Raw genomic sequence first — 20,530 nt, 5'->3', positions numbered from 1 at the left:
CCTTCTGTATGGGAACGAATTGTCCGCCGCGGGCTTTGAAGGTTTAGACCTTTGGAGGATCACCATGAACGATGAAACCCTGACGCGGCTCGACACGGTCAGCCAGCAGTTGCGCGCCCGATCTCGCCAGCTTTCCCAGCCGGAGAAAGACAACGACATCGCAATCCTGATGTCGGCCCTCGCCGTGACGATGGAGGCGGTTCGATCTCTCGGCGAGGATATGAACCAGCTCAACGGTCCGAAGGGCCTTGGATCTGACGGAAGCTAAGTCTGTTGAATCTCCCGTTGTAGGCCACCTTCTCATTGCAGGGCCGGCTGAGCTTCTATCATTGAGAGGTCAGCGATCTTGCTTATGGCGGCGACCTCGGTCGAAATGCGCATAGTCTGCGCGAGAGATGCGCGTGGCATTTCGATAGCGGCCGAGTGGTGCAGATCTTCGTCGGACCAATTCCCCGTCAACCTCCGTTCTGCACCAGGAACTCAGTTTCATCGTGCTCATAACGCAGGCGCAGCAAGCTCAGCCTCCAGCGTCTGATTATCCTCGAACGATATCCATGGCCAAGGCAACTGCCCCTAAGTGCAATAGCGCGGATATTCGAATGCGTTAGGTTGCTTTCTGACGCCAAATCTCTGTGACAGTTAGGGAGGCATGAGATGAGCGATAAAACGGGAAAGACGGAACTCAATAGTACCCGGCGCCAAATCTTGCTGGGCGGCGGCTCGGCAATCGCATTAGCGGCATTCTGTCCGGTCGCCAGCATTCCGGCGCTTGCCCAGGCAGGAGCAAAGAAGCCGAATATACTTGTGATCTTCGGCGATGACATCGGCTGGTGGAACACCAGCGCTTACAATCGCGGGCAGATGGGATACCAGACGCCAAATATCGACCGTATCGCCGACGAAGGTGCGATCTTCACCGATCTCTACGCGCAGCAATCCTGCACGGCGGGGCGAGCGGCCTTTATTACCGGCCAGAGCTGTTTTCGCACGGGGCTGCTCAAAGTCGGGCTTCCCGGAGCCAAGGAAGGCCTGTCTGAGAAGGATCCGACGATCGCCGAACTGCTCAAGCCGCAAGGGTACGTTACCGGCCAGTTCGGCAAGAACCATCTCGGCGATCGAAACGAATTTTTGCCAACCGTCCACGGCTTCGATGAGTTCTTCGGCAACCTCTATCACCTCAATGCCGAAGAAGAACCGGAGAACCCCGATTACCCGAAGGATCCACAGTTTCGCGCGAAATTCGGACCGCGTGGCGTGCTGAAATGCAAAGCGAGCGAGACAGACGATCCGACCGAGGATCCGCGTTTCGGAAGAGTGGGCAAGCAGACGATTGAGGATACGGGACCGCTCACCAGAAAACGCATGGAAACCGTTGACGAGGAATTCCTAGGTGCTGCCAAGGACTTCATCGACCGCAGCGCCAAAGCCGAAAAGCCGTTCTTTTGCTGGTTCAACGCGACCCGGATGCATATCTATACGCATCTCAAGGCGGAGTCGAAAGGCAAGACGGGCTTGGGGATCGTTGCCGACGGCATGGCTGAATTCGACGGTATGGTTGGCCAACTGCTCGACCAGCTCGATGAACTTGGCATCGCCGAAAACACCATCGTTGTCTGGACGACCGATAACGGTGCAGAGGTGTTTTCCTGGCCTGATGGCGGCACAACGCCTTTCCATGGCGAAAAGAATACCAATTGGGAAGGTGGCTACCGCGTGCCTGGGATGGTCCGCTGGCCGGGCATCGTCAAGCCGGGAACCGAGATCAATGAGATTGTTTCCCACGAAGATTGGCTGCCGACCTTGGTTGCAGCAGCCGGTGAGCCTGACATCGCAGCCAAGCTTCTGGCCGGCTATGAAGCGGCGGGCAAGACATTCAACGTGCATCTTGACGGCTACAATCAACGCAACCTGTTTGACGGCACAGGGCCTGGGGCGCGCAAGGAGTATTTTTACTGGACTGATGAGGGGAACCTGGCAGGATTGCGCTACGACCGGTGGAAGCTGGTGTTCATGGAACAACGAGCAGAAGGGTTGGACGTGTGGCAGGATCCTCTGATCACACTGAGATTTCCAAAACTAATCGACCTTCGCGCCGATCCGTTCGAGATTGCCCAGCATGCAGCTGGGGATTATGCAAGATGGCGCGTGGAACATGCCTTTGCGCTGGTTCCGGCCCAGGCATTTGTGGCCAAACACCTTCAAACCTACGTAAAATATCCGCCTCGCCAGGCGCCGGGAAGCTTCTCGCTGGACCATGTGCTCGAGAAACTCCAGCAGGGTGGCGGACAGTGATCAGACGTTGACGAAGGCCAGGATGGCGCCGTTAATGTTCGGCGCCATCCGCCTGTGATCGGAAAAGATCGATGAATGCGAATGAGAACGGACAGGCGACGACTATCCTCCAGCGAGCGAAGCACGAGATAAAGGAGTACGCCTTCCTCTGCGCCTATCTCTATGTCTGTTTCGCGGTAATCCTCCTCTACAAAATGGCCGTCCTCGGTAGTCAGGGTGTGGAATTTCTTGTGTTCGGCATACCCGCAATCAAGGCTCTCATTCTCGGAAAGTTCATCCTGCTCGGTCATACGATCGGCCTCGGAGAGCGGTCCGGCAGTTCGAGACTCGTCGGCGTCGTGGCCTACAAGGCGGCACTCTATCTGTCCCTGATCCTCGTCATGTCGCTTGCTGAAGAGTGCGTCGTTGGGTTCCTTCATGGCAGGGCACTCTCGTTTGTCATCGCTGATATAGCCAGTCGGCTGCCCGAGCTCCTGGCCATGAGCGCAATCATGCTGTTGATCTTGATCCCTTATCTGGCATCGAGGGAATTGGGAGTGGCACTCGGCAAAGGAAGGCTTTGGAGTTTGTTCTTCGAACATCGCGGCAGTAAATGCGGATGAAGGCCGGCGAAGACGAGTTCTCTTCCAGAGGTTGATGACGGCAACCAGCCGGGGTCATTTGAGTGAAGGTCTTTGCGAATATGATGAGTAAGGGTTGAACGCAAGGCGAAGCCATGTTGGAACCACCGATTTTGAAAGCGCGTGCGAGCGGTCGTATGTTATGGATCCCCGGCAGCGATTTCCTGATGGGCTCGGATCGCCACTATCGGGAGGAAGCCCCGGCGCACAGGGTTCGTGTCGATGGGTTCTGGGTGGACACATGCCCAGTGACGAACCGGGATTTTTCCGCCTTTGTCGAGGCGACCGGCTATGTCACCACGGCGGAGCGGCCGGCCAACCCGGCTGACTATCCGGGTGCCATTATGGAGATGCTGGCACCATCGTCAGTCGTTTTCATCAAGCCAAAGTCGCCTGTTGATCTGACGAACCACTACAACTGGTGGAAATATGTGCGCGGAGCAAACTGGCGGCATCCGCGAGGGCCGGCAAGCACGATCAAGGGCTTATTGGAGCATCCGGTCGTCCATGTCACATTCGACGACGCACAAGCCTATGCGGCCTGGGCCGGCAAGGAACTGCCAACCGAAGCAGAATGGGAGTTTGCCGCACGCGGGGGGCTTGAGGCGGCGGACTACGTATGGGGAGAGGAAATGTTGCCCGGCGGTCGGCATATGGCCAACACCTGGCAGGGCGAGTTTCCCGTCCAAAACAGTCGGGAGGACGGTTTCGAGGGCACATCTCCCGTGGGGAGCTTTCCCGCCAACGGCTACGGTTTGTTCGATATGGCCGGCAATGTCTGGGAATGGACGACCGACTGGTATCAAGAGCATGGCATGATCGACAGCCCGTGCTGCACGATCTCGAATCCTGTCGGCGCTGAACTCTCCAACAGCTATGATCCGCGCCAACCGCAGATCAGCATTCCACGCAAAGTCATGAAGGGCGGCTCACATCTTTGCGCGCCCAATTATTGCCGCCGTTACCGGCCGGCCGCACGCATGGCGCAACCCGTCGATACAGCAACTTGCCATCTAGGCTTCCGATGTATTGTCCGTTCATAATGCAACAGCGACCCGCTGATTTCACTGGCTGAGGGATTCAGATCGGAGATAGACAGCTTCGTCGGCTACAAACGGCTGCGCCAGCGCAATAGGGACACCTGGTTGCCTCCGCGGCAATTTATACAAAGCGCCGGAAAGATGCGCGCGAATCGCTCATCTTCGACATAATCGGAAGTGGTGTGCCGCACCTACCCTGCCGGTGGACGATACCGAACCGACTTCGCCTTCTTCAAGGCTTCGATCGTATCCTCGACGCTGAGGAGGACGGTTGTCTCCATGGAGCTGAGCGCGCCTCCCGCGCCGATCGCAAGTGCGACGGCCGCCATCGATACGTTATCAGGCGCCTCCCATAGATTCCAACCATCATGCTCGCCGAAGGCGTACCAGAACCCATGCAGCTTTCCGCCCAGGGATTCTATGTAACTGCGTGCCGCCTCTCGGCGATCCTCGGGGCTTTCGATCATCCGCGCCCAGGTCTCGGGCGTGTAGCTGAAGCGTGTGAGATACATGGCCATGGTTTGTTTCCTCCGCCAGAACAACACAGTAAACGCTCAAGCCGGGCAGAACGCCAGTCATTTCCAATGAGCGGAACGGGCCTCGCTCGGCTCACGCTCGAATTTGTTCGCACGTCACCCCAGGGATGTCGGCAAATGCTGCAGAGCACGTTGACGCTGCTATCAAAGCTGCTAAAACGCCAGCCATCGACTGATTGGGTCGCAAATCGGTAGCAACAACCGGTTCGCAGAAATCGACAAAATGTGGATTTCTCGACCTTTTCAATCAGATGGAAGAGTGTCCGAGTGGTTTAAGGAACCGGTCTTGAAAACCGGCGTGCGGGAAACCGTACCGTGGGTTCGAATCCCACCTCTTCCGCCATATGCCGTTTTTTTCGAAAATTCGCACGAGATCCATCCGTCATCGCAATCGTCGAGAAGGTTGGCCTTCCCTGAGGCAATAGATGAGTTTCACGCCTCCTCCTTTGCGTTGACGATGAGATGATATACAGGCAGCAACGGGACGCGACCGCCATTAACTTAAGAATGGGGTCGGGCGGCAGATTGACGTCACGTCGCTGCCACGAGATCACGTGGCCGTCCTCTGGTCGGCGTGCGCGCAGCTTGACCTGCACAAGAGCAGCAGTCGCCTATCTCGACTGATTTGATATTATTGGGGCTGCAACGGCAAGGGAAATGACTTTGTCGGCAGTGCCCCTAAGTCTTCAGGTTTCCAATTTGGTATGCCCGGCGTCTTAAGCGGCCCAACAAGCGCGAGGCTCGTTTTATGATCGTTCAAGCTTGCATCAACGGCGCGCGGTCGAGCGATTTCCATCCCCTCCTTCCCCTGACGATCGATGCCATGGTGCGTGATGCCGCGGCTTCGGTCGCTGCCGGCGCTGCGGAGCTCCACGTTCATCCGCGCGGAGCCGACGGCAGGGAGAGCCTTGCCGCCGTCGACGACACTGTCGGCGCGATCCGCCGCGTCTGCCCGGGAACGCTGGTCGGCGTGTCCACGGGCGCCTGGATCGAAGGCGATCGGCAGAAAACGCGGGAAGCCATCCGCCGCTGGCATGTCCTGCCGGATTATGCCTCGGTGAACCTGTCGGAAGACGATGCGCCCGGTGTCATGCAGCTGCTGCGGCAGAAGGGTGTCGGCATTGAAGTCGGACTGGCATCGTTCGCCGATGCGGAGCGCTACATCGGTCTCGATGATCATGAGTGGGTCTCTCGCGTGCTCATCGAGCTCGATGACGAGCAGGATTTGCAGCGCGCATGCGATATCGCGGACGGCATCATCAAGGTGCTCACGGATAGCCGGGTCAATCGGCCCATTCTTCTGCACGGTTTCGACGACACCGTCTGGCCCTTTGTCAGGTTGGCGCGCGAGCGGCGCTACTCCACCCGTATCGGCCTGGAAGATGGCAAGCACCTCCCGGATGGGACGATTGCCAACGACAATGCCGCGCTGGTCACTGCGGCCGTCGCGATCTTCCGTGGCCACACGATCTGATCCCGATATGTCGGCGGCCAGGCGGCAGTTCGGAATCTCTTCGGCGCCATCGGCCGGCATCGTCAAGGCGCAGAATGTTTCGAAATAGGGGCTCGGCGAAGTCGAGGATTCACCGAGCAGCCCTCACGAGAAGTATGAGTATATCAGGACGCCAATAGAACCCCAGAAGATAACCGGCGTCAGTATCATCCCCGCAACGATGATCTTAGTCACAGTAAAACTCCGAATATCTCCACACATGCCGCGAGAACCTATCGCATTGACCGAGAGTTGCTATGGGCACGAAGTCCGAGATGGAATCGGACCTTGGTCTGAGCTTCGCTCGCGCGGCGACCAGTGCCGGACTCAACTCTCCCCGAGCGCTCGGCGGCGGCAGCAAGTCCCGACCGCAATAGCGAGCGCGACGATAATCAGTGCTGCCGCAACGTCGAAGGTGATCCGCATGCCTGAGGCAATGGCTTCGGCATGCGCCGCTGTGATATCGGGTGTTCCCGAAGAGAACGCGAAGACGGCGCCCATCACGGATGCGCCGGTAATCAGCCCGAGATTGCGCGACAAGTTGAGCATGCCCGAGATGACGCCCCGCTGGTCCGGTCGGACATCCGCCATGACGGCAGTGTTGTTGGCCGCCTGAAACAGCTGATAGCCGGGTGTCAGCATGGCAATGGCGGCGATGTAGCCTGATATCCCGGGAAGCACGGCCATGGCGACGGAGGCTGCCGCCATGGCGAGGAGCCCTGCGACGACGCCGAATGGTGCGTCCAGACGGTCGACCAGGCGACCGGCGGGGACCCCGCTCACGATGGAGATGACGGGGCCGATCGACATCACGACGCCGACGAGAGCTTGATTGAGTCCGAGCGCATGGGAGAGGTAGAACGGCGCGACCACCAGCGTCGCCATCATCACAGTCGACACCAGCGCGTTCATCGCCAGGCTGGCGGTGAGCACGCGATTGCGGAATACCGTCAACTGGATCAGCGGTGATGCCGCTCTCGCCTCGGCGAAGACGAAAAAACCGATGCCGAAGACGGCGGCCGAGAGCAGAGCGATGTTCAATAGGCCAAAACGGCCGTGCCCGATCGTCATCGCCAGCGCATAGGCCGAAAGCGTCAGCGCAAGCAGCAGTGTGCCCGCGATGTCGAAGCCCTTCCGATCCGTCTTCCCCTTGCTAATATCGGCGGGCAGATGGCGATAGGCGAGAACGAAGGTCAGAACGCCGAGCGGCACGTTGACGAGGAAGATTGCCGGCCAGCCGAGCCCGGCAATCAGGAGGCCGCCGAGCGAGGGGCCAAGAGCGGTCCCGATCGCAGACATCGTTCCGAGCAGCCCCATGGCGCTCCCGGTTCTTTCCTTCGTCACGGTTTCGCCGACAAAGGCCATGGTCAGAGCCATCATGATGGCTGCACCCAGGCCCTGTACAGCGCGCGCGGCAATCAACAGCCACAGCGTCGGCGCGACGCCGCAGAGGATCGAGGCCAGCGTGAAGAGCAGGATGCCGATGAGCAGCAGCCGGCGTCGGCCGGTGATGTCGCCGAGCCGTCCGACGCTGACGATCAGGGTGGTGATGGCAAGGAGATAGGCGAGAACGATGCATTGCACATCCTGGAAGGCGGCATCGAACGCCTGCGCCAGGCTCGGCAGGCCGACATTGGCGATGCTGGTGCCGAGTGACGGCAGCAACATCGAGAGGGAAAGACTGGCAAGCGCCCATCGTACGGAGGGTGCCTGTTCGGCGATGGCCTCGCTTCGCTCTGCAATGATCGATTTCACCCCGTGAACTCCGTTTTCTCTTAGTTCCCCGAATGGAACTGGTGAAACCTAGTCCTCTGCTTGATATGGCGAAAGGCGCATGGTTTGCACTTCATTCATGCGTCTGACGCCACATCACGATGAAAGCGTGTTATACTTGATGCATGTCGACACCCGATCTCAACCTCCTTGTCACCCTCGATGTGCTGCTTGCCGAAGGCAGCGTTGCGCGTGCGGCGCAAAGGCTGCGGCTCAGCCCGTCGGCGATGAGCCGGGCCTTAGCGCGATTGCGCGAGACGACGGGCGATCCGCTGTTGGTGCGGGCCGGCCGCGGCCTCGTCCCCACGCCGCGCGCGCTCGAACTGCGCGAGCGGGTCGGCCGGATTGTCGAGGACGCGCAGGCGGTCCTGCGTCCTGCCGAGGCGCTCGATCTTGGACAACTGGTCCGGACGTTCACGCTGCGCACCAGCGAAGGCTTTGCCGAGAGCTTCGGACCTGATCTCATCGCCCGCCTCGGCCGGCAAGCGCCCGGCGTGCGGCTGCGCTTCGTGCAGAAGCCGGACAAGGACAGCGCCCCGCTTCGCGACGGGACCGTCGATCTGGAAGCCGGCGTCGTCGGCGGGACGACCGGGCCGGAGGTGCGGGCGCAGGCCTTGTTCCGCGATCGTTTCATCGGCGTCGTGCGCTTGGGGCATCCGCTTTGCGAGCGCGAGATGACGCCCTCCCTTTATGCCGGCGGCCAGCACATCTACGTCTCGCGGCGCGGCCTCGACAAGGGACCGATCGATGACGCCTTGAATGCGCTCGGGCTGGAACGGCAGATCGCCACCATCGTCAGCGGTTTTTCCACGGCGCTGCAGCTCGCCCGGAACTCCGATCTGATCGCCAGCGTACCCGAACGGCACACCGGAGCCTTGCGCGCGGGAATGCATAGTTTTCCCCTCCCCGTCCCGACGCCTGAGATCACGGTGTCATTGCTCTGGCACCCCAGGATGGATGCCGATCCGGCCCATCGCTGGCTGCGCGGCTGCGTTCGGGACACCTGCGCGCGAGCTGATTGAAGGGCTGCGTCGGATTTGATGTCAGGCCGATTGATCCGTTCGTGTGGTTGACTATCCCGCGTCGCCATGATTTCCCGTCCGGGATCACCAAGCGGGGACATTATGACCGACATCATTGTAAAGGACAGCAACGGAAGCCAGCTTCACGACGGCGATTCCGTGACGCTGATCAAGGACCTCAAGGTCAAGGGAACCTCGGAGACGCTGAAGCGTGGAACGCTAGTCAAGGGCATTCGCCTGACCGACAATCCGGGCGAGATCGAGTGCAGCACCAAGCAGGTCAAAGGCCTCGTGCTGAAAACCGAGTTTTTGAAGAAGGCATAAAGTTTCCCTCGGTCACGACCCGCCGATCAATCAGCTTTCACCGCCTCCTGCGGCACTTCCTCGGTGATTACCTCGAAGCGGGAGAGCGTTGCCGGACCGAAGGCCGTCGACATGGCGACGTCGGTGGCGTCGCGGCCGGTTCCCATCAGGATCCGGCCGATGCGCGGCGTGTTGTGGCGGGCGTCGACCGTATGCCAGTGGCCGCCGAGAAAGACCTCGAACCAGGCACTGAAATCCATCGGATTGGGATCGATCGGAACGCCGATATCGCCGAGATAGCCGGTGCAATATCGGGCCGGGATATTCATGCATCGGCAAAGCGCGATGGCCAGATGAGCAAAGTCGCGGCAAACGCCCGCCTTGTCGGTGAAGCCGCCATGCGCGGTCCTTAGGACGTCGGCCTTCAGGTAATCGAAGGTGATGTGGTCATGGACGAAATCGCAGATCGCCTGGACACGCGCCCAGCCGAGCGGCGTCGACGAGAACCTGGCCCAGGCAAAATCCGCAAGCCTGTCGGTGTCGCAATAGCGGCTGCCGAGCAGGAAAACCAGCACATCGTCCGGCAGGTCATTGATCGCGTGCTGAACGGCATCGTCGGGAACGATGTCGGGTTGGCCGCTGTCGTAGATCTCGAACTCCGTCGAGATCGTCGTTAGCCCCGGCGGAGCGACGATCCGGCTGCAGGCATTGCCGAACACATCGGTATAGCCCCAGGCCTCGATCGGCCGGTCGAATGTCAGGGTCTGATCGCTGAGAAGATCGGCGCGGCGGGAGGGATGGATATTGAGGACGAGCAGCATCGGCGTCTGCTGCGTGCATTCATAGCCCAGATGAAACCCGGCGCGTATCTTCATGGTGGCTTCCTTATCGCGTCTCCGCAGAGGTGGAGTGAGTATGGAACGTTGATCGCGCTACCCGGTTCCCGCAGACACGATCGTCTCCGCGCTGCTGCCTCGGGGGTAATCAAGGCACCTCGGAATAATCACGATTATCTCATTGTAATCAAAGGAAATTTCGGAGGCAATCGAGATTACCTCGTAGTGACGTTGACCTGCACCGTCATGCTGTCGAAATCCTTCCCGTCCCCATCATAGCTGCCACTCAACGGGACTGCCTGCCGCGGATCGCGGGCAACCGCGACACGAATGAGATCGCGGTTGCCGACGATGCCGTTGGTCGGATCGAACTCCGTCCAACCGGCGCCTGGAAGATAGATCTGGCACCACGCATGCGTGGAACCGCCGCCGAGCACGGTGGAACCGTCCCGGTCGGGAACATAGACATAGCCCGTGACGAACCGCGCCGCGAGGCCGAGGATGCGCGCCGCCTCCATCATCAGAAGCGCAAAATCCCGGCAGGTGCCGGAGCGAAGCCGCAAGGTCTGCACCGGCGTCTGCGTTCCATGTTCATGGCGCCGCGCATAGACGAAGCTTTCCCGTATGGCGTAACAGAGCGTCATCAGCAGATGCCCGGTCTCCGTCGGTCGCCCCTGGCGGACGAACTGGCGGGCCCAACGTCCGACCTCGTCGTTCGGGTCGGGATAATGGCGCTGCATCGCCGGCGTCAGATCGGCGATCTCATCCTTGTCGTAGGAGAATGGATAGGTCAGGGCCGCCTCGTCGACCTTCAGATCCAGGGCGACCTGCGGCGTATGATCGAGCGTGATCCAGGTTTCGAAACGAAGTTCCGACGCCGGCCTCGAAAAGTCGACGAGCGCCACGCAATTGCCGAAAACATCGTGGATCCAGCGCACATGACTTTCCTCAGGATAGATCGTCAACGACGCTTCGATCAGTCGCTGGTCGAAACTGTCGCGCGGCCGGAACATCAAGCGATGCTCGCCGAAATCGACGTCCCTGACGTACCGATAGGACGTGATGTGGCGGACGGAGAAAATCGTCATAAGCCACCGTCTAATCTGTTCACTGTGCTGCTCCAAGGCGGCAACGCCGCCTCTCTTCTGCGGAAGCGCTGCCGGCTTTCCCGCTCATCCCGATTTCTTGTCATATAAGCACGTGCGAAAGATTGCTATTGTATCTTCACCGATCGACGGCAGAGCCGTCCAACCTTAAGAGGGCACCATGCATATCTTCTGGGACGTTCTGACACTTCTGCTGACGATCGGCTCGCTCTATGGCGGTCGCGAATACCGGATTATTCGCGCTCGTGCCCGCGCTCAGAACTGGGGCAACTTCTGATTCGATCCGGATATGTCTGATTCGATTGCGAATCATGGCCGCATTGGTCGTTGCCCGTCGCCGTTACGTCGAATGACGTAAAGTCATGCGCCTAAGAAAATGCTTTATTAGTTGAGGCGGAGCCTATCCGTCCATTCTCCCTGTTAATCCTAAGCCCGCCTCACCCCAGGCGGGCTTTTTTATTCCATCGCCTGCATCACTACTTGGCGCCGGCCGAAAGCACCCGATGTGTCGCATTGTCCATGGCGTGGCTTGCTTCCTGTCCGTCCTTCTTTAGCCCGTATGCGGTATTGCCGCAGCCTGAAAGGGTCAGCAGGCAGATACCGGCGATGGCGATTGCAGCTTTTGGCATCAAGTGTTTCCCCGAATGAAAAGTGATTCGAGCATGATGCCGAAAAGTGTGAGCGGTTTTCGGACGACATCATGCTCTAACTCTTAAATTTAGAAGATGACGCATTCTTCGCCAAAATCAATCCGCAGGCGATGCGCGAACTCGCGACATGGAACTCGGTGACGACACAGGCGTTTACGGGAGCCATCCAATGGGGTTTACGACATGGACTACCAGATTGCCTTCGCCGCGACGGTCGCAACGGCGTCCTTCCTCGTCTTCATGCTGATCGTCCACCGGACCTGATTGCGCCGCGGCAAATGGATTGGCCCTAAGGCGTGACACTGGACCGGTGCCGACCGCGTTCCGCGCCTTATTGTTTGCGATCCGGAGAGATAGCAGCACCATTTTCCGCTTCGACGACAAGGGGAGATCGGAAGGTCTGGCGCGCATAGATCACAGATGATCCGCCAACAACACGGGAAAGATGCAAAACAAAACTTTCAACATCCGCAAGTATTTTTTGCGCTCTTGGATGTATTTCATTTTAATTAATTGCCAAGCTTAACTATCCGTTAACAATATTGTTGCGCTCCGTCCGCTTCCGCTTATGCTTTACGCAAAAGGGGAGAGGGAAGATGTTTAGGAAGAGCCTGATTATGCCGTTCGGCTTTGCCATGCTCGCCATTGCCGGCCTGCTGTTCCAGATTGTCTCCCACACGCTGCACTCCCCGGTCACCCTGCTGCAGCCGTGAGTCACATAAGTTGCTGAACGCGCACGCAATCTCGGTAACTGGGAGTGGAAATTCCTTTCGTTTCGTGCATTCTGTGACTCGTTTTGCCAGGAGGGAGATAACCATGGAAAACGCAGGCGTGGGTTGGATTGCAGCCATCATCATCGGCGGCATCGCCGGATGGCTGGCGGAAAAAGTCATGAGCAGCAGCATGGGCTTGCTCATGAACATATTGCTCGGCATCGTCGGCGCCATCGTCGCCAACTGGATCCTGGGTCTGTTGAACATCCAGCCGCTCGCCGGTTGGCTGGGCTATCTGATCACCGGCTTCATCGGTGCCTGCATCCTGATTGCGATCGGGCGCGTCATCCGCCGCTAACTCGGTGATAGCTGGCCTCCGGCGCTTTTGCCGGTCGTCGGAAATATTAAAAGCCGGGCGTTCATGACGTCCGGCTTTTCCTTACCCTGAATTTCCCGTTCAGCGACGGCTGAGCAGGCCGAACACGTAGGCAATGCCTGCCGTCACGGCGAGTGCCACGAGCGGTTCTTCGCGCACCTTGTCGCGCAGCCGTTCCGTCATCAGCGAAGCCTCGTCGGTCACTGCCGACTTCGCCCCCTGCCCCAGCGCGACCACGCTTTCCGTCAGCCGGGAGAGATCGTTGCGAAGGGCTGCGACCTGCGCCGACAGATCGTCTGCTGCAATATCAGCCTTGACGCGCGCAGCGGTGGATTCGGCGGAAGCGGTTTTCAATTCTGCCATGGTCTGCTCCTGTTTCATGGGATGCCGCTTCAACGAAATGGCGGGCCGAAAGGTTCCGCCGCGACCGATCTTTTGTTCGCCGCAAAGCCGCCGCGGTTAAGCCGCCGCCTTGTGCAGCTTTTCGCGCGACAAACCCTTCATTTCCTGTCGGGTTTGTTTTAAGGAACGTCGAATGTCCGCCCGCGCGCGGGTCAATGATACTGCGAGGTTTGCGTTTCTATGTTCCATATCCTGAGAAGAGCTGCTCAGACCTGGGTTGCCAAGCTCCTCCTGCTCCTGCTCGTCGCGTCCTTCGGCGTCTGGGGCGTGTCGCATGAGCTGCTGTCAGGCGGCAACAGCACCGCGGTCGTGACCGTCGGCGATCAGCATGTGGACGTCAACGAATTCCACCTCGCCTATCAGCGCCAGGTGGCAAGCCTCAGCCAGCAGTTCGGCACGCGGCTAACCCCCGAGCAGGCCCGCGCCTTCGGCGTCGAGCAGCAGGTGCTCGCCCAGCTCGTCGCCGGCGCCTCGCTCGACCAGCTCGCCGAGGACATGAACCTCGGCCTTTCCGAAGACCGCCTCGCCCAGCTGATCGCTGACGATCCGGCTTTCAAGGCCGTCAACGGCCGGTTCGACCGCGAACTCTTCATCTCGCGCCTGCAAAATGCCGGCATCCGTCAAGACGATTACATCAAGGAGCGCAGCAAGGTCGCTGTGCGCAGCCAGGTGGTCGATGCCATCTCCAACGGCTTCACCGCACCGAAGACGCTGGTCGACGCCCTGAAGCTCTATGGTGACGAAAGCCGCAGCATCGAATACCTGCTGCTCACAAATGCCAATATCGAGCCGATCAAGGCACCGGCCGACGACGTGTTGGCGACGTGGTTCGAAGGCGTCAAGCAGCGCTACCGGGCGCCCGAATACCGCAAGCTCGTCTATCTAAAGCTGCAGCCTGCCGATATCGCCGATGCCGCGACCGTCACCGACGACCAGATCCACGAAGCCTTCGACAAGAGCAAGGATATCTATCGCACGCCGGAAAGCCGCACCATCGAGCAGCTGACCTTCGCCAGCAAGGATCTCGCCGCCGCTGCCGAAACGGCGCTGAAGAGCGGCACCAGCTTCGACCAGCTGGTCTCCGACCAGGGCAAGACGGCAAGCGACGTGCTGCTCGGCGAGTTCACCAAGGACAAGGTTCCCGACCAGGCCGTTGCCGATGCGGCCTTTACGGTTTCGCGCGATGGCGGCACGACGCCTGTCGTCGACGGCTCCTTCGGCCCCGTCATCCTGCGCGTCACCAACATCAAGCCGGAAACGACGAAGAATTTCGACGAGGTGAAGGAGGATATCCGCAAGCAGCTGGCGCTCTCCAACGCCTCTCAGGAAGTGATCAACGTTCATGATCGCATCGAGGATCTGCGCGCGGGCGGTTCGACGCTCGAGGATATTGCCGGCCAGCTGAAGCTCACCGCCGTGACTGTCGATGACGTCGATATGACCGGCGCCGACAAGGATGGCCAAGAGGTCAAGGATATCCCAGCCAGGCAGCAGCTGCTCGGCGAAGCCTTCAAGACCGAGGTCGGCGTCGATGCGCCGCCGCTGCCGATCGGTAACGACGGCTATGTCTGGTTCAACGTCCGCGAAATCACGCCGGACCGCGACCGCCCGGTGGCCGAAGTGCGCGAGAAGGCCGTCGAGGACTGGACGGCGGAGCAGCAGAAGGCCGAGCTCTCTAAGAAGGCCGAGGCATTGAAGGCCGAGGCGAAGAAAGGCACTGCTCTTGCCGATATCGCAACGCCGCTCGGCATTGCCGTCGAAAGCAAGAGCGGTGTCACCCGCTCCACCGATGATGCAGTCCTCGGCCGCGCCGGCGTCACAGCCGCCTTCTCGGGTCCGGTCGACACGGTCGCGAGTGCTGTCGGCGCCGATCCCTCGACGCAGATCCTGCTGAAGGTCACCGAGGTCAACACCCAGCCGACCGGCGAAGTGCTGAACAATCGCGATGCCCAGATCACCGCCATGGCCAATGCCGCCGGCGACGATATTCTCGATCAGATGGTCAACCTGCTGCAGACGCAGTACGGCGCTCAGATCAACCAGACGCTCGCTGAACAGGCGACGGTCCGCTAGGAGGCTTTATGACCGATCTGAAGCCGTTCCTGGCCAAGGCCGCAAGCCGCGAGCCGCTGACGCGTGACGAGGCCCGAGCCGCCTTCGACATCCTGATGTCGGGCCAGGCGACGCCCTCGCAGATCGGCGGCCTCCTGATGGCGCTGCGGGTGCGCGGCGAAACCGTCGATGAGATCGTCGGCGCGGTCACCGCGATGCGCTCGAAGATGCTGACCGTCGAGGCGCCGGCCGATGCGATCGACATCGTCGGCACCGGCGGCGATGCCAGCGGCACCTACAATATCTCGACGCTGGCGGCGCTGATCGTCGCCGGCGCCGGTGTGCCCGTCGCCAAGCATGGCAACCGGGCACTGAGTTCGAAATCGGGCGCAGCCGACAATCTGGCCGCACTCGGGGTCAAGCTCGACGTCGGTCCCGAGATCATCTCCCGCTGCATCGCCGAAGCCGGCGTCGGCTTCATGTTCGCGCAACTGCATCATTCCGCCATGCGCCATGTCGGCCCCTCAAGGGTTGAGCTCGGCACGCGGACGATCTTCAACCTGCTCGGGCCGCTCTCCAATCCGGCGGGCGTCCGCCGCCAGCTGCTCGGCGTCTTCTCGCCGCAATGGCTGGTACCGCTTGCCGAAGTCATGCGCGATCTCGGCTCCGAATGCGTCTGGGTCGTCCATGGCGACGGCCTCGACGAGATCACCACCACCGGCATCACACAAATCGCAGCCCTCGAAGACGGCAAGATCCGCACCTTCGAGCTCTCGCCCGCCGATTTCGGCGTCAGCCCTTGCGTGCTCGCCGACATCAAGGGCGGTGATGGCGTCGCCAATGCCGCAGCGCTTCGCGAGGTGCTCGGCGGCGCCAAGAATGCGTATCGCGATGTCTCGCTCGCCAATGCCGCCGCCTCGCTCGTCATCGCCGGCAAGGTCGAAACGATCCGCGACGGCATGACGCTGGCCACGCAGTCGCTGGATAGCGGTGCGACCGCGCTCGCCCTCGACAAACTCATCGCCGTTTCCAACGATATCGACTAGGATTGTTCGATGACCGATATCCTGAAGAAGATCGAACTCTACAAGCGCGAGGAGATCGCCGCTGCCAAGGCGACGGTGTCGCTTGCCGATCTGAAGGCGATGCAGGCCGGCCAGTCCGCCCCGCGCGGCTTCCACAAGGCGCTCATTGCCAAGCATGATGCCGGCCGCTTCGGCCTCATCGCTGAGATCAAGAAGGCGAGCCCCTCGAAGGGTCTCATTCGCCCGGATTTCGATCCGCCGTCGCTGGCGAGCGCCTATGAGGCCGGCGGTGCCGCCTGCCTTTCGGTGCTGACCGACAGGCCGAGCTTCCAGGGCGCGCCGGAATTTCTGACCGCCGCCCGCGCTGCCTGCACGCTGCCGGCGCTGCGCAAGGATTTCATGTTCGAGACGTATCAGGTGCACGAGGCCCGCGCCTGGGGCGCCGATTGCATCCTGCTGATCATGGCCTCACTATCGGACGGTGAAGCCGAACGCCTGCAGGACGAGGCCTTCGCCCTCGGCATGGACGTGCTGGTCGAGGTCCACGACGACGAGGAGATGGAGCGGGCGCTGAAACTCTCCTCGTCGCTCATCGGCATCAACAACCGCAATCTGCGTACCTTCGAGGTTAGCCTCACCGTCAGCGAGGCGCTTGCCCCCATGGTGCCCGATGATCGGCTCCTGGTCGGCGAAAGCGGCATCTTCACCCATGCCGATTGCAAGCGCCTGCAGGCCGTTGACATCAATACCTTCCTTGTCGGCGAAAGCCTGATGCGCAAGGAGGACGTCGCCACCGCCACCCGCGCTCTGCTCTTTGGCGAAGCCGCCATCGCGGCCGAATGATATGAGCGGCCAAAAGCCAGGCCTCACGCATATCGGTGCCTCCGGCGAGGCGCATATGGTCGATGTCTCCGACAAGGCCGAGACGGTGCGCATCGCCACCGCCGAGGGCCATGTGAAGATGGCGGCGGAAACGCTTGCTCTCATCCGCCAAGGCAATGCCAAGAAGGGCGATGTGATCGGCACGGCGCGCCTTGCCGGCATCATGGCGGCAAAACGCACCGCCGATCTCATCCCGCTCTGCCATCCGCTGATGCTGACGAAGGTCACGGTCGAGATCGCGGAAGATGCCGCCCTGCCCGGTCTGCGCGTTACGTCGACCGTCAAGCTCACCGGCAAGACCGGTGTGGAGATGGAGGCGCTGACCGCCGTCTCGGTCGCTTGTCTGACGATCTACGACATGGCCAAGGCGGCCGATAAGGCAATGGAGATCGGTGGCATCAGACTTCTTGAAAAGTCCGGCGGAAAATCCGGCGATTTCCGTCATCCGGAGGCAAGATGAACCTTCTTCCGGTCGCCGAAGCCCTGAACCGCTTGCTCTCCAGCGCAAAGCCCATTGCTAAGTCCGAGACGCTGCCGCTTGCCGAGGCTGAGGGCCGCGTCCTGGCCGTTGATCTGACGGCCGGCCTGACCCAGCCGCCTTTCAATGCTTCCGCCATGGATGGCTATGCGCTACGCCGCGAAGACGCGCCGGAGCCAGGCGCCGTGCTGAAGGTCATCGGCATGTCTTCCGCCGGCCACGGCTTCGAGGGAAGCGTCGGCCAGGGAGAGGCCGTCCGCATCTTCACCGGTGCGCCTGTTCCGCCAGGTGCGGACAGCGTCCTGCTGCAGGAGGATGCCGAGAAGATCGAGGGCGGAATCAGAACCAATTTCCCCGTGCGGCAGGGCCAGCATGTGCGTCCCCGCGGCCAGGATTTCGCCGAAGGCGAAGCCGTGCTGTCGGCCGGCACCGTGCTCGATTTCTCGCGGCTGACGGTTGCTGCCGGTATGAACCGGCCTGATGTCGAGGTGCTGCGGCGCCCGCTGATCGCCATCCTCGCAACCGGCGACGAACTGCTGCCGCCCGGAAGCACGCCCGGCCCTTCGCAGATCATCGCATCCAATACGTTTGGCATTGCAGCCCTTGCCCGCAAAGCCGGCGCCGATGTGCTCGATCTCGGCATCGTGCCTGACGACAAGGCCAGGATCACCGCGGCGATCGACACGGCGCGGGACGCCAAGGTCGATGTGATCGTCACGCTCGGCGGCGCTTCGGTCGGCGACCATGATCTGGTGCAGGCCACGCTGATCGAGGCCGGCATGCAGCTCGATTTCTGGCGCATCGCCATGCGCCCCGGCAAACCGCTGATGGTCGGCAGCTTCGGCGAGACACATGTCCTTGGCCTGCCCGGCAATCCGGTCTCCAGCCTCGTCTGTTCGCTGCTCTTCCTGGAGCCGCTGATCCGCCGGCTCGCCTCCCTGCCGCCGACCCGGCGCGAGATGACCGCCGAGACAGCCGTGCCGCTGCGGGCCAATGACCATCGTCAGGATTATATCCGCGCCAGGCTGGCAAAATCGACCACCGGCGGCTGGCTCGCGGAACCGTTCGGCAAGCAGGATTCCTCGATGATGAAGGTCTTCGCCGCAGCCGACTGCCTCGTCATCCGCCCGCCGAATGCGCCGGAATTGCCGGCCGGTGCGCCCTGCCCGGTCATGCTGTTGCGGCCGGATCTCCTGGCATAATCCGACATTCAGTCGTTGCCGACCAGCGCAAAGACGCCTGCCGGCACTGCCCCGCCGCCTGTGCCCCCGCCAAAATCCGCAACTGAGTGGGTGGCAATGCGGCTGAGTTCGCCCTGAGGCAGGTAGGCCCGCTCGGGATCGCCGATCAACACTTCGATACCGGCGGCCTGGCAACGCCGCAGGAAGGCCATCACCCGCAGAGCAAGTGAGGGGTCGTAGAACAGATCGCCGACAACGAGAAGGTTGGTCTCCGGCGGCGGATCCTCGATGATATCGGCGGCCCAGGCTACGATATCCACGCCGTTGATCGCTGCATTGAGGTCGATCGCAACAATGGCATTGGCATCGATATCGATCGCCGTCACCATGGCTGCTCCGGCCTTTGCCGCCGCGATGGCGACGAGCCCGGAGCCGGCGCCGAGATCGAGGACACGGCGGCCCGCGACCGTTTTCGGTCGATCGAGCAGATGGCGGGCAAGCACGGCGCCGCCCGCCCAGGGATAGGCCCAGTAAGGCGGCGGATCGGCCTCTCCACGACCGGCAAGCCGCCAGAGCCCGCTCGCAGGTCCCGCCGTATGAAGCCGGATCTCGGGGATGGAGGGAACCGATGATATCGGCAGGTTAGCCTTGATGAAGGCGGCCGGATCGGGATTCGGCATACCGGGGCGTTTCATCGTCGTCTGCTCCTGCCGGCGCTGTAACGGCGTATCGTTTTTAATAGCAAGAGCAGGCCGCCGTTGTGGAATTCACCGCCATTTATGCACGCCACGATTTAGGTGAAATAATGAAGACGAGCCAAGCTTTTCGCAAGGAACTGAACCGCTATTCGTGATGAGGCGTGCCATATGCCATTCAAGAACGCAACACAGGCCGTTGAAGCGAGACCATCTTAGCGGCAGGCATCGAGAGGGTTGCGTCCTGCTGGTGCAAAGCAAGGCAGACAACCTCCGTCGACGATCGTTGGCTGTCGGGCATTTATGAACCTCATTTCTAACATCATGCAGATAGTACCGCCTAATGCTCCATGCTGAGGCGAGGTAACGTCCCCAACCAACCGCCGTCTCCAGTGCGATGCCATGTCCGGCGACGATGAGGCGTGTCTAGGGTCCAAGGTCTTTAGCGCGGCCTGCCAGCAACGGTACTGGCGCGCGCTACTCCACCGTCCTTTCAGGGCTTCGACAGCCTGTATTCGGGAAGAACACGCATGACAAAAATTTTGGCCTCCGTTGTGATCTCCACCTTGATCCTTGTGTCGGCGACGGCTCCTGCGGCAGCGGAGGGAGATGTCGCCTTGGGACAAAAAGCGTTTCAGCGCTGTTCCGCCTGTCATTCGACCACGGATCAGAAAAAGGCTGGGCCGGGGCTCGGTGGCGTTGTCGGGCGCGCGGCCGGCTCTGTAGAAGGCGTCCGCTATTCGGCGGCCATGAAGGCGTCGGGATTAGTATGGGACGAGGCGACGTTGGACCGATTTCTAGCAGCGCCTCGCGAGGTTGTACCGACCACCACAATGACCGTGGGCGTACCCAAGCCTGAGGATCGGCTAAACATCATCGCTTACCTGAAGTCCCTGTCGGAGTAGCGGCGAACCTCTTGGCTGAGCAAGCCGGCGATCGATGGGCACCCAACGCGGCTGATCATCGCTGACCGGTCTTGGGTTGACGTGTCTGCTCGTGCTTTTGCCTCGCATTCAGAAGCCGCCTTTCTAACGTCGTGCAGGTTTTGCCAACTAA

21 protein-coding genes and 1 tRNA gene are annotated in these 20,530 nt (G+C 60.8%); 15 read left to right on the top strand and 7 right to left on the bottom strand.

The genetic code is table 11. The features are described 5' to 3' along the window. Positions 1-64 precede the first annotated feature (64 nt). The 4 genes from HFO71_RS06740 (at position 65) to HFO71_RS06725 (ending at position 3,955) form a co-directional block, all read left to right on the top strand. The gene (locus HFO71_RS06740; RefSeq protein WP_077978174.1) at positions 65-268 is read left to right on the top strand and encodes a hypothetical protein; all 204 of its coding nucleotides are present in this window, start codon (positions 65-67) and stop codon (positions 266-268) included. A gap of 386 nt (positions 269-654) precedes the next feature. Further along, complete coding sequence (locus tag HFO71_RS06735) at positions 655-2,292, top strand: arylsulfatase (RefSeq protein WP_077978175.1); 1,638 nt, start codon at positions 655-657, stop codon at positions 2,290-2,292. 71 nt (positions 2,293-2,363) lie between these two features. Next, positions 2,364-2,894, top strand: coding sequence for a hypothetical protein (locus HFO71_RS06730; protein ID WP_077978176.1), 531 nt, complete (start codon positions 2,364-2,366; stop codon positions 2,892-2,894). 113 nt (positions 2,895-3,007) lie between these two features. After that, positions 3,008-3,955 carry a formylglycine-generating enzyme family protein gene (locus HFO71_RS06725; RefSeq protein ID WP_077978177.1) on the top strand — a complete coding sequence of 316 codons (948 nt, stop codon included), beginning with the start codon at positions 3,008-3,010 and terminating at the stop codon, positions 3,953-3,955. A 188-nt stretch (positions 3,956-4,143) separates the two neighbouring features. Here HFO71_RS06725 and HFO71_RS06720 read toward each other — a convergent pair whose 3' ends face one another. Next, positions 4,144-4,470: a GYD domain-containing protein gene (locus tag HFO71_RS06720; RefSeq protein ID WP_221987686.1), complete on the bottom strand. Its 327-nt coding sequence runs from the start codon at positions 4,468-4,470 to the stop codon at positions 4,144-4,146. A 271-nt stretch (positions 4,471-4,741) separates the two neighbouring features. On the opposite strand from HFO71_RS06720, the gene HFO71_RS06715 reads away from it, so the two are divergent. Both HFO71_RS06715 and HFO71_RS06710 read left to right on the top strand, forming a co-directional pair. After that, a tRNA-Ser gene (locus HFO71_RS06715) sits at positions 4,742-4,831 on the top strand. Positions 4,832-5,236: 405 nt separating this feature from the next. Beyond that, positions 5,237-5,962 carry a 3-keto-5-aminohexanoate cleavage protein gene (locus HFO71_RS06710; RefSeq protein ID WP_077978189.1) on the top strand — a complete coding sequence of 242 codons (726 nt, stop codon included), beginning with the start codon at positions 5,237-5,239 and terminating at the stop codon, positions 5,960-5,962. Positions 5,963-6,307: 345 nt separating this feature from the next. Here the strand turns inward: HFO71_RS06710 and HFO71_RS06705 are convergent, their stop codons facing one another. Continuing rightward, the gene (locus HFO71_RS06705) at positions 6,308-7,735 is read right to left on the bottom strand and encodes an MFS transporter (RefSeq protein WP_131642181.1); all 1,428 of its coding nucleotides are present in this window, start codon (positions 7,733-7,735) and stop codon (positions 6,308-6,310) included. A gap of 143 nt (positions 7,736-7,878) precedes the next feature. On the opposite strand from HFO71_RS06705, the gene HFO71_RS06700 reads away from it, so the two are divergent. Both HFO71_RS06700 and HFO71_RS06695 read left to right on the top strand, forming a co-directional pair. After that, positions 7,879-8,775, top strand: a complete 897-nt coding sequence (locus HFO71_RS06700; protein WP_077978191.1) for a LysR family transcriptional regulator — start codon at positions 7,879-7,881, stop codon at positions 8,773-8,775. A 102-nt stretch (positions 8,776-8,877) separates the two neighbouring features. After that, complete coding sequence (locus HFO71_RS06695; protein WP_020050017.1) at positions 8,878-9,099, top strand: alkylphosphonate utilization protein; 222 nt, start codon at positions 8,878-8,880, stop codon at positions 9,097-9,099. Positions 9,100-9,125: 26 nt separating this feature from the next. Here HFO71_RS06695 and HFO71_RS06690 read toward each other — a convergent pair whose 3' ends face one another. From HFO71_RS06690 to HFO71_RS06680, 3 genes are all read right to left on the bottom strand, one after another. Beyond that, entirely contained in the window at positions 9,126-9,953 is an 828-nt protein-coding gene (locus tag HFO71_RS06690; protein ID WP_077978192.1) for a transglutaminase-like domain-containing protein, read from the bottom strand. Between the two features lie 176 nt (positions 9,954-10,129). Beyond that, positions 10,130-11,002 carry a transglutaminase family protein gene (locus HFO71_RS06685; protein ID WP_025394618.1) on the bottom strand — a complete coding sequence of 291 codons (873 nt, stop codon included), beginning with the start codon at positions 11,000-11,002 and terminating at the stop codon, positions 10,130-10,132. 494 nt (positions 11,003-11,496) lie between these two features. Next, positions 11,497-11,649: an entericidin gene (locus tag HFO71_RS06680; RefSeq protein ID WP_077978193.1), complete on the bottom strand. Its 153-nt coding sequence runs from the start codon at positions 11,647-11,649 to the stop codon at positions 11,497-11,499. A gap of 837 nt (positions 11,650-12,486) precedes the next feature. On the opposite strand from HFO71_RS06680, the gene HFO71_RS06675 reads away from it, so the two are divergent. Beyond that, the gene (locus tag HFO71_RS06675; protein ID WP_020050024.1) at positions 12,487-12,741 is read left to right on the top strand and encodes a GlsB/YeaQ/YmgE family stress response membrane protein; all 255 of its coding nucleotides are present in this window, start codon (positions 12,487-12,489) and stop codon (positions 12,739-12,741) included. Positions 12,742-12,840: 99 nt separating this feature from the next. On the opposite strand, the gene HFO71_RS06670 is transcribed toward HFO71_RS06675, so the two are convergent. Next, on the bottom strand, positions 12,841-13,122 hold the full coding sequence (locus HFO71_RS06670) for a hypothetical protein (protein ID WP_025394620.1): 282 nt from the start codon (positions 13,120-13,122) through the stop codon (positions 12,841-12,843). 219 nt (positions 13,123-13,341) lie between these two features. Here HFO71_RS06670 and HFO71_RS06665 point away from each other — a divergent pair, with 219 nt between their 5' ends. The 5 genes from HFO71_RS06665 to HFO71_RS06645 are packed head-to-tail and all read left to right on the top strand — an operon-like array spanning position 13,342 to position 18,800. Next, on the top strand, positions 13,342-15,234 hold the full coding sequence (locus tag HFO71_RS06665) for a peptidylprolyl isomerase (RefSeq protein ID WP_077978194.1): 1,893 nt from the start codon (positions 13,342-13,344) through the stop codon (positions 15,232-15,234). Between the two features lie 8 nt (positions 15,235-15,242). Next, positions 15,243-16,259 (top strand): anthranilate phosphoribosyltransferase, encoded by a 1,017-nt coding sequence (trpD, locus tag HFO71_RS06660; protein ID WP_025394622.1) that lies wholly within the window; start codon positions 15,243-15,245, stop codon positions 16,257-16,259. 9 nt (positions 16,260-16,268) lie between these two features. Beyond that, positions 16,269-17,081 carry an indole-3-glycerol phosphate synthase TrpC gene (gene trpC, locus HFO71_RS06655; RefSeq protein ID WP_025394623.1) on the top strand — a complete coding sequence of 271 codons (813 nt, stop codon included), beginning with the start codon at positions 16,269-16,271 and terminating at the stop codon, positions 17,079-17,081. A gap of 1 nt (position 17,082) precedes the next feature. After that, the gene (gene moaC, locus HFO71_RS06650) at positions 17,083-17,580 is read left to right on the top strand and encodes a cyclic pyranopterin monophosphate synthase MoaC (RefSeq protein WP_025394624.1); all 498 of its coding nucleotides are present in this window, start codon (positions 17,083-17,085) and stop codon (positions 17,578-17,580) included. Further along, positions 17,577-18,800 carry a molybdopterin molybdotransferase MoeA gene (locus HFO71_RS06645; RefSeq protein WP_077978195.1) on the top strand — a complete coding sequence of 408 codons (1,224 nt, stop codon included), beginning with the start codon at positions 17,577-17,579 and terminating at the stop codon, positions 18,798-18,800. The genes moaC and HFO71_RS06645 overlap by 4 nt, the downstream gene beginning before the upstream one ends. A gap of 8 nt (positions 18,801-18,808) precedes the next feature. Here HFO71_RS06645 and HFO71_RS06640 read toward each other — a convergent pair whose 3' ends face one another. After that, on the bottom strand, positions 18,809-19,474 hold the full coding sequence (locus HFO71_RS06640) for a class I SAM-dependent methyltransferase (RefSeq protein WP_131642180.1): 666 nt from the start codon (positions 19,472-19,474) through the stop codon (positions 18,809-18,811). A 530-nt stretch (positions 19,475-20,004) separates the two neighbouring features. Between HFO71_RS06640 and HFO71_RS06635 the strand changes: the two genes are divergently transcribed. Further along, positions 20,005-20,379, top strand: a complete 375-nt coding sequence (locus HFO71_RS06635; RefSeq protein WP_011652058.1) for a c-type cytochrome — start codon at positions 20,005-20,007, stop codon at positions 20,377-20,379. The last annotated feature ends 151 nt before the right edge of the window (positions 20,380-20,530 follow it).

This window comes from Rhizobium laguerreae (assembly GCF_019778565.1).
Classification (GTDB): Bacteria; Pseudomonadota; Alphaproteobacteria; order Rhizobiales; family Rhizobiaceae; genus Rhizobium; species Rhizobium laguerreae.
Note: the sequence above shows the minus strand (reverse complement) of the source record. Positions and strands in the feature narration are given on the sequence as shown.

Bases quoted from the DNA above. Each gene is read 5' to 3' on its own strand.
- HFO71_RS06740 (WP_077978174.1), top strand. From the start codon at position 65: ATGAACGATGAAACCCTGACGCGGCTCGACACGGTCAGCCAGCAGTTG.
- HFO71_RS06735 (WP_077978175.1), top strand. From the start codon at position 655: ATGAGCGATAAAACGGGAAAGACGGAACTCAATAGTACCCGGCGCCAA.
- HFO71_RS06730 (WP_077978176.1), top strand. From the start codon at position 2,364: ATGAATGCGAATGAGAACGGACAGGCGACGACTATCCTCCAGCGAGCG.
- HFO71_RS06725 (WP_077978177.1), top strand. From the start codon at position 3,008: ATGTTGGAACCACCGATTTTGAAAGCGCGTGCGAGCGGTCGTATGTTA.
- HFO71_RS06720 (WP_221987686.1), bottom strand. From the start codon at position 4,470: ATGGCCATGTATCTCACACGCTTCAGCTACACGCCCGAGACCTGGGCG.
- HFO71_RS06710 (WP_077978189.1), top strand. From the start codon at position 5,237: ATGATCGTTCAAGCTTGCATCAACGGCGCGCGGTCGAGCGATTTCCAT.
- HFO71_RS06700 (WP_077978191.1), top strand. From the start codon at position 7,879: ATGTCGACACCCGATCTCAACCTCCTTGTCACCCTCGATGTGCTGCTT.
- HFO71_RS06695 (WP_020050017.1), top strand. From the start codon at position 8,878: ATGACCGACATCATTGTAAAGGACAGCAACGGAAGCCAGCTTCACGAC.
- HFO71_RS06690 (WP_077978192.1), bottom strand. From the start codon at position 9,953: ATGAAGATACGCGCCGGGTTTCATCTGGGCTATGAATGCACGCAGCAG.
- HFO71_RS06685 (WP_025394618.1), bottom strand. From the start codon at position 11,002: ATGACGATTTTCTCCGTCCGCCACATCACGTCCTATCGGTACGTCAGG.
- HFO71_RS06680 (WP_077978193.1), bottom strand. From the start codon at position 11,649: ATGCCAAAAGCTGCAATCGCCATCGCCGGTATCTGCCTGCTGACCCTT.
- HFO71_RS06675 (WP_020050024.1), top strand. From the start codon at position 12,487: ATGGAAAACGCAGGCGTGGGTTGGATTGCAGCCATCATCATCGGCGGC.
- HFO71_RS06670 (WP_025394620.1), bottom strand. From the start codon at position 13,122: ATGGCAGAATTGAAAACCGCTTCCGCCGAATCCACCGCTGCGCGCGTC.
- HFO71_RS06665 (WP_077978194.1), top strand. From the start codon at position 13,342: ATGTTCCATATCCTGAGAAGAGCTGCTCAGACCTGGGTTGCCAAGCTC.
- trpD (WP_025394622.1), top strand. From the start codon at position 15,243: ATGACCGATCTGAAGCCGTTCCTGGCCAAGGCCGCAAGCCGCGAGCCG.
- trpC (WP_025394623.1), top strand. From the start codon at position 16,269: ATGACCGATATCCTGAAGAAGATCGAACTCTACAAGCGCGAGGAGATC.
- moaC (WP_025394624.1), top strand. From the start codon at position 17,083: ATGAGCGGCCAAAAGCCAGGCCTCACGCATATCGGTGCCTCCGGCGAG.
- HFO71_RS06645 (WP_077978195.1), top strand. From the start codon at position 17,577: ATGAACCTTCTTCCGGTCGCCGAAGCCCTGAACCGCTTGCTCTCCAGC.
- HFO71_RS06640 (WP_131642180.1), bottom strand. From the start codon at position 19,474: ATGAAACGCCCCGGTATGCCGAATCCCGATCCGGCCGCCTTCATCAAG.
- HFO71_RS06635 (WP_011652058.1), top strand. From the start codon at position 20,005: ATGACAAAAATTTTGGCCTCCGTTGTGATCTCCACCTTGATCCTTGTG.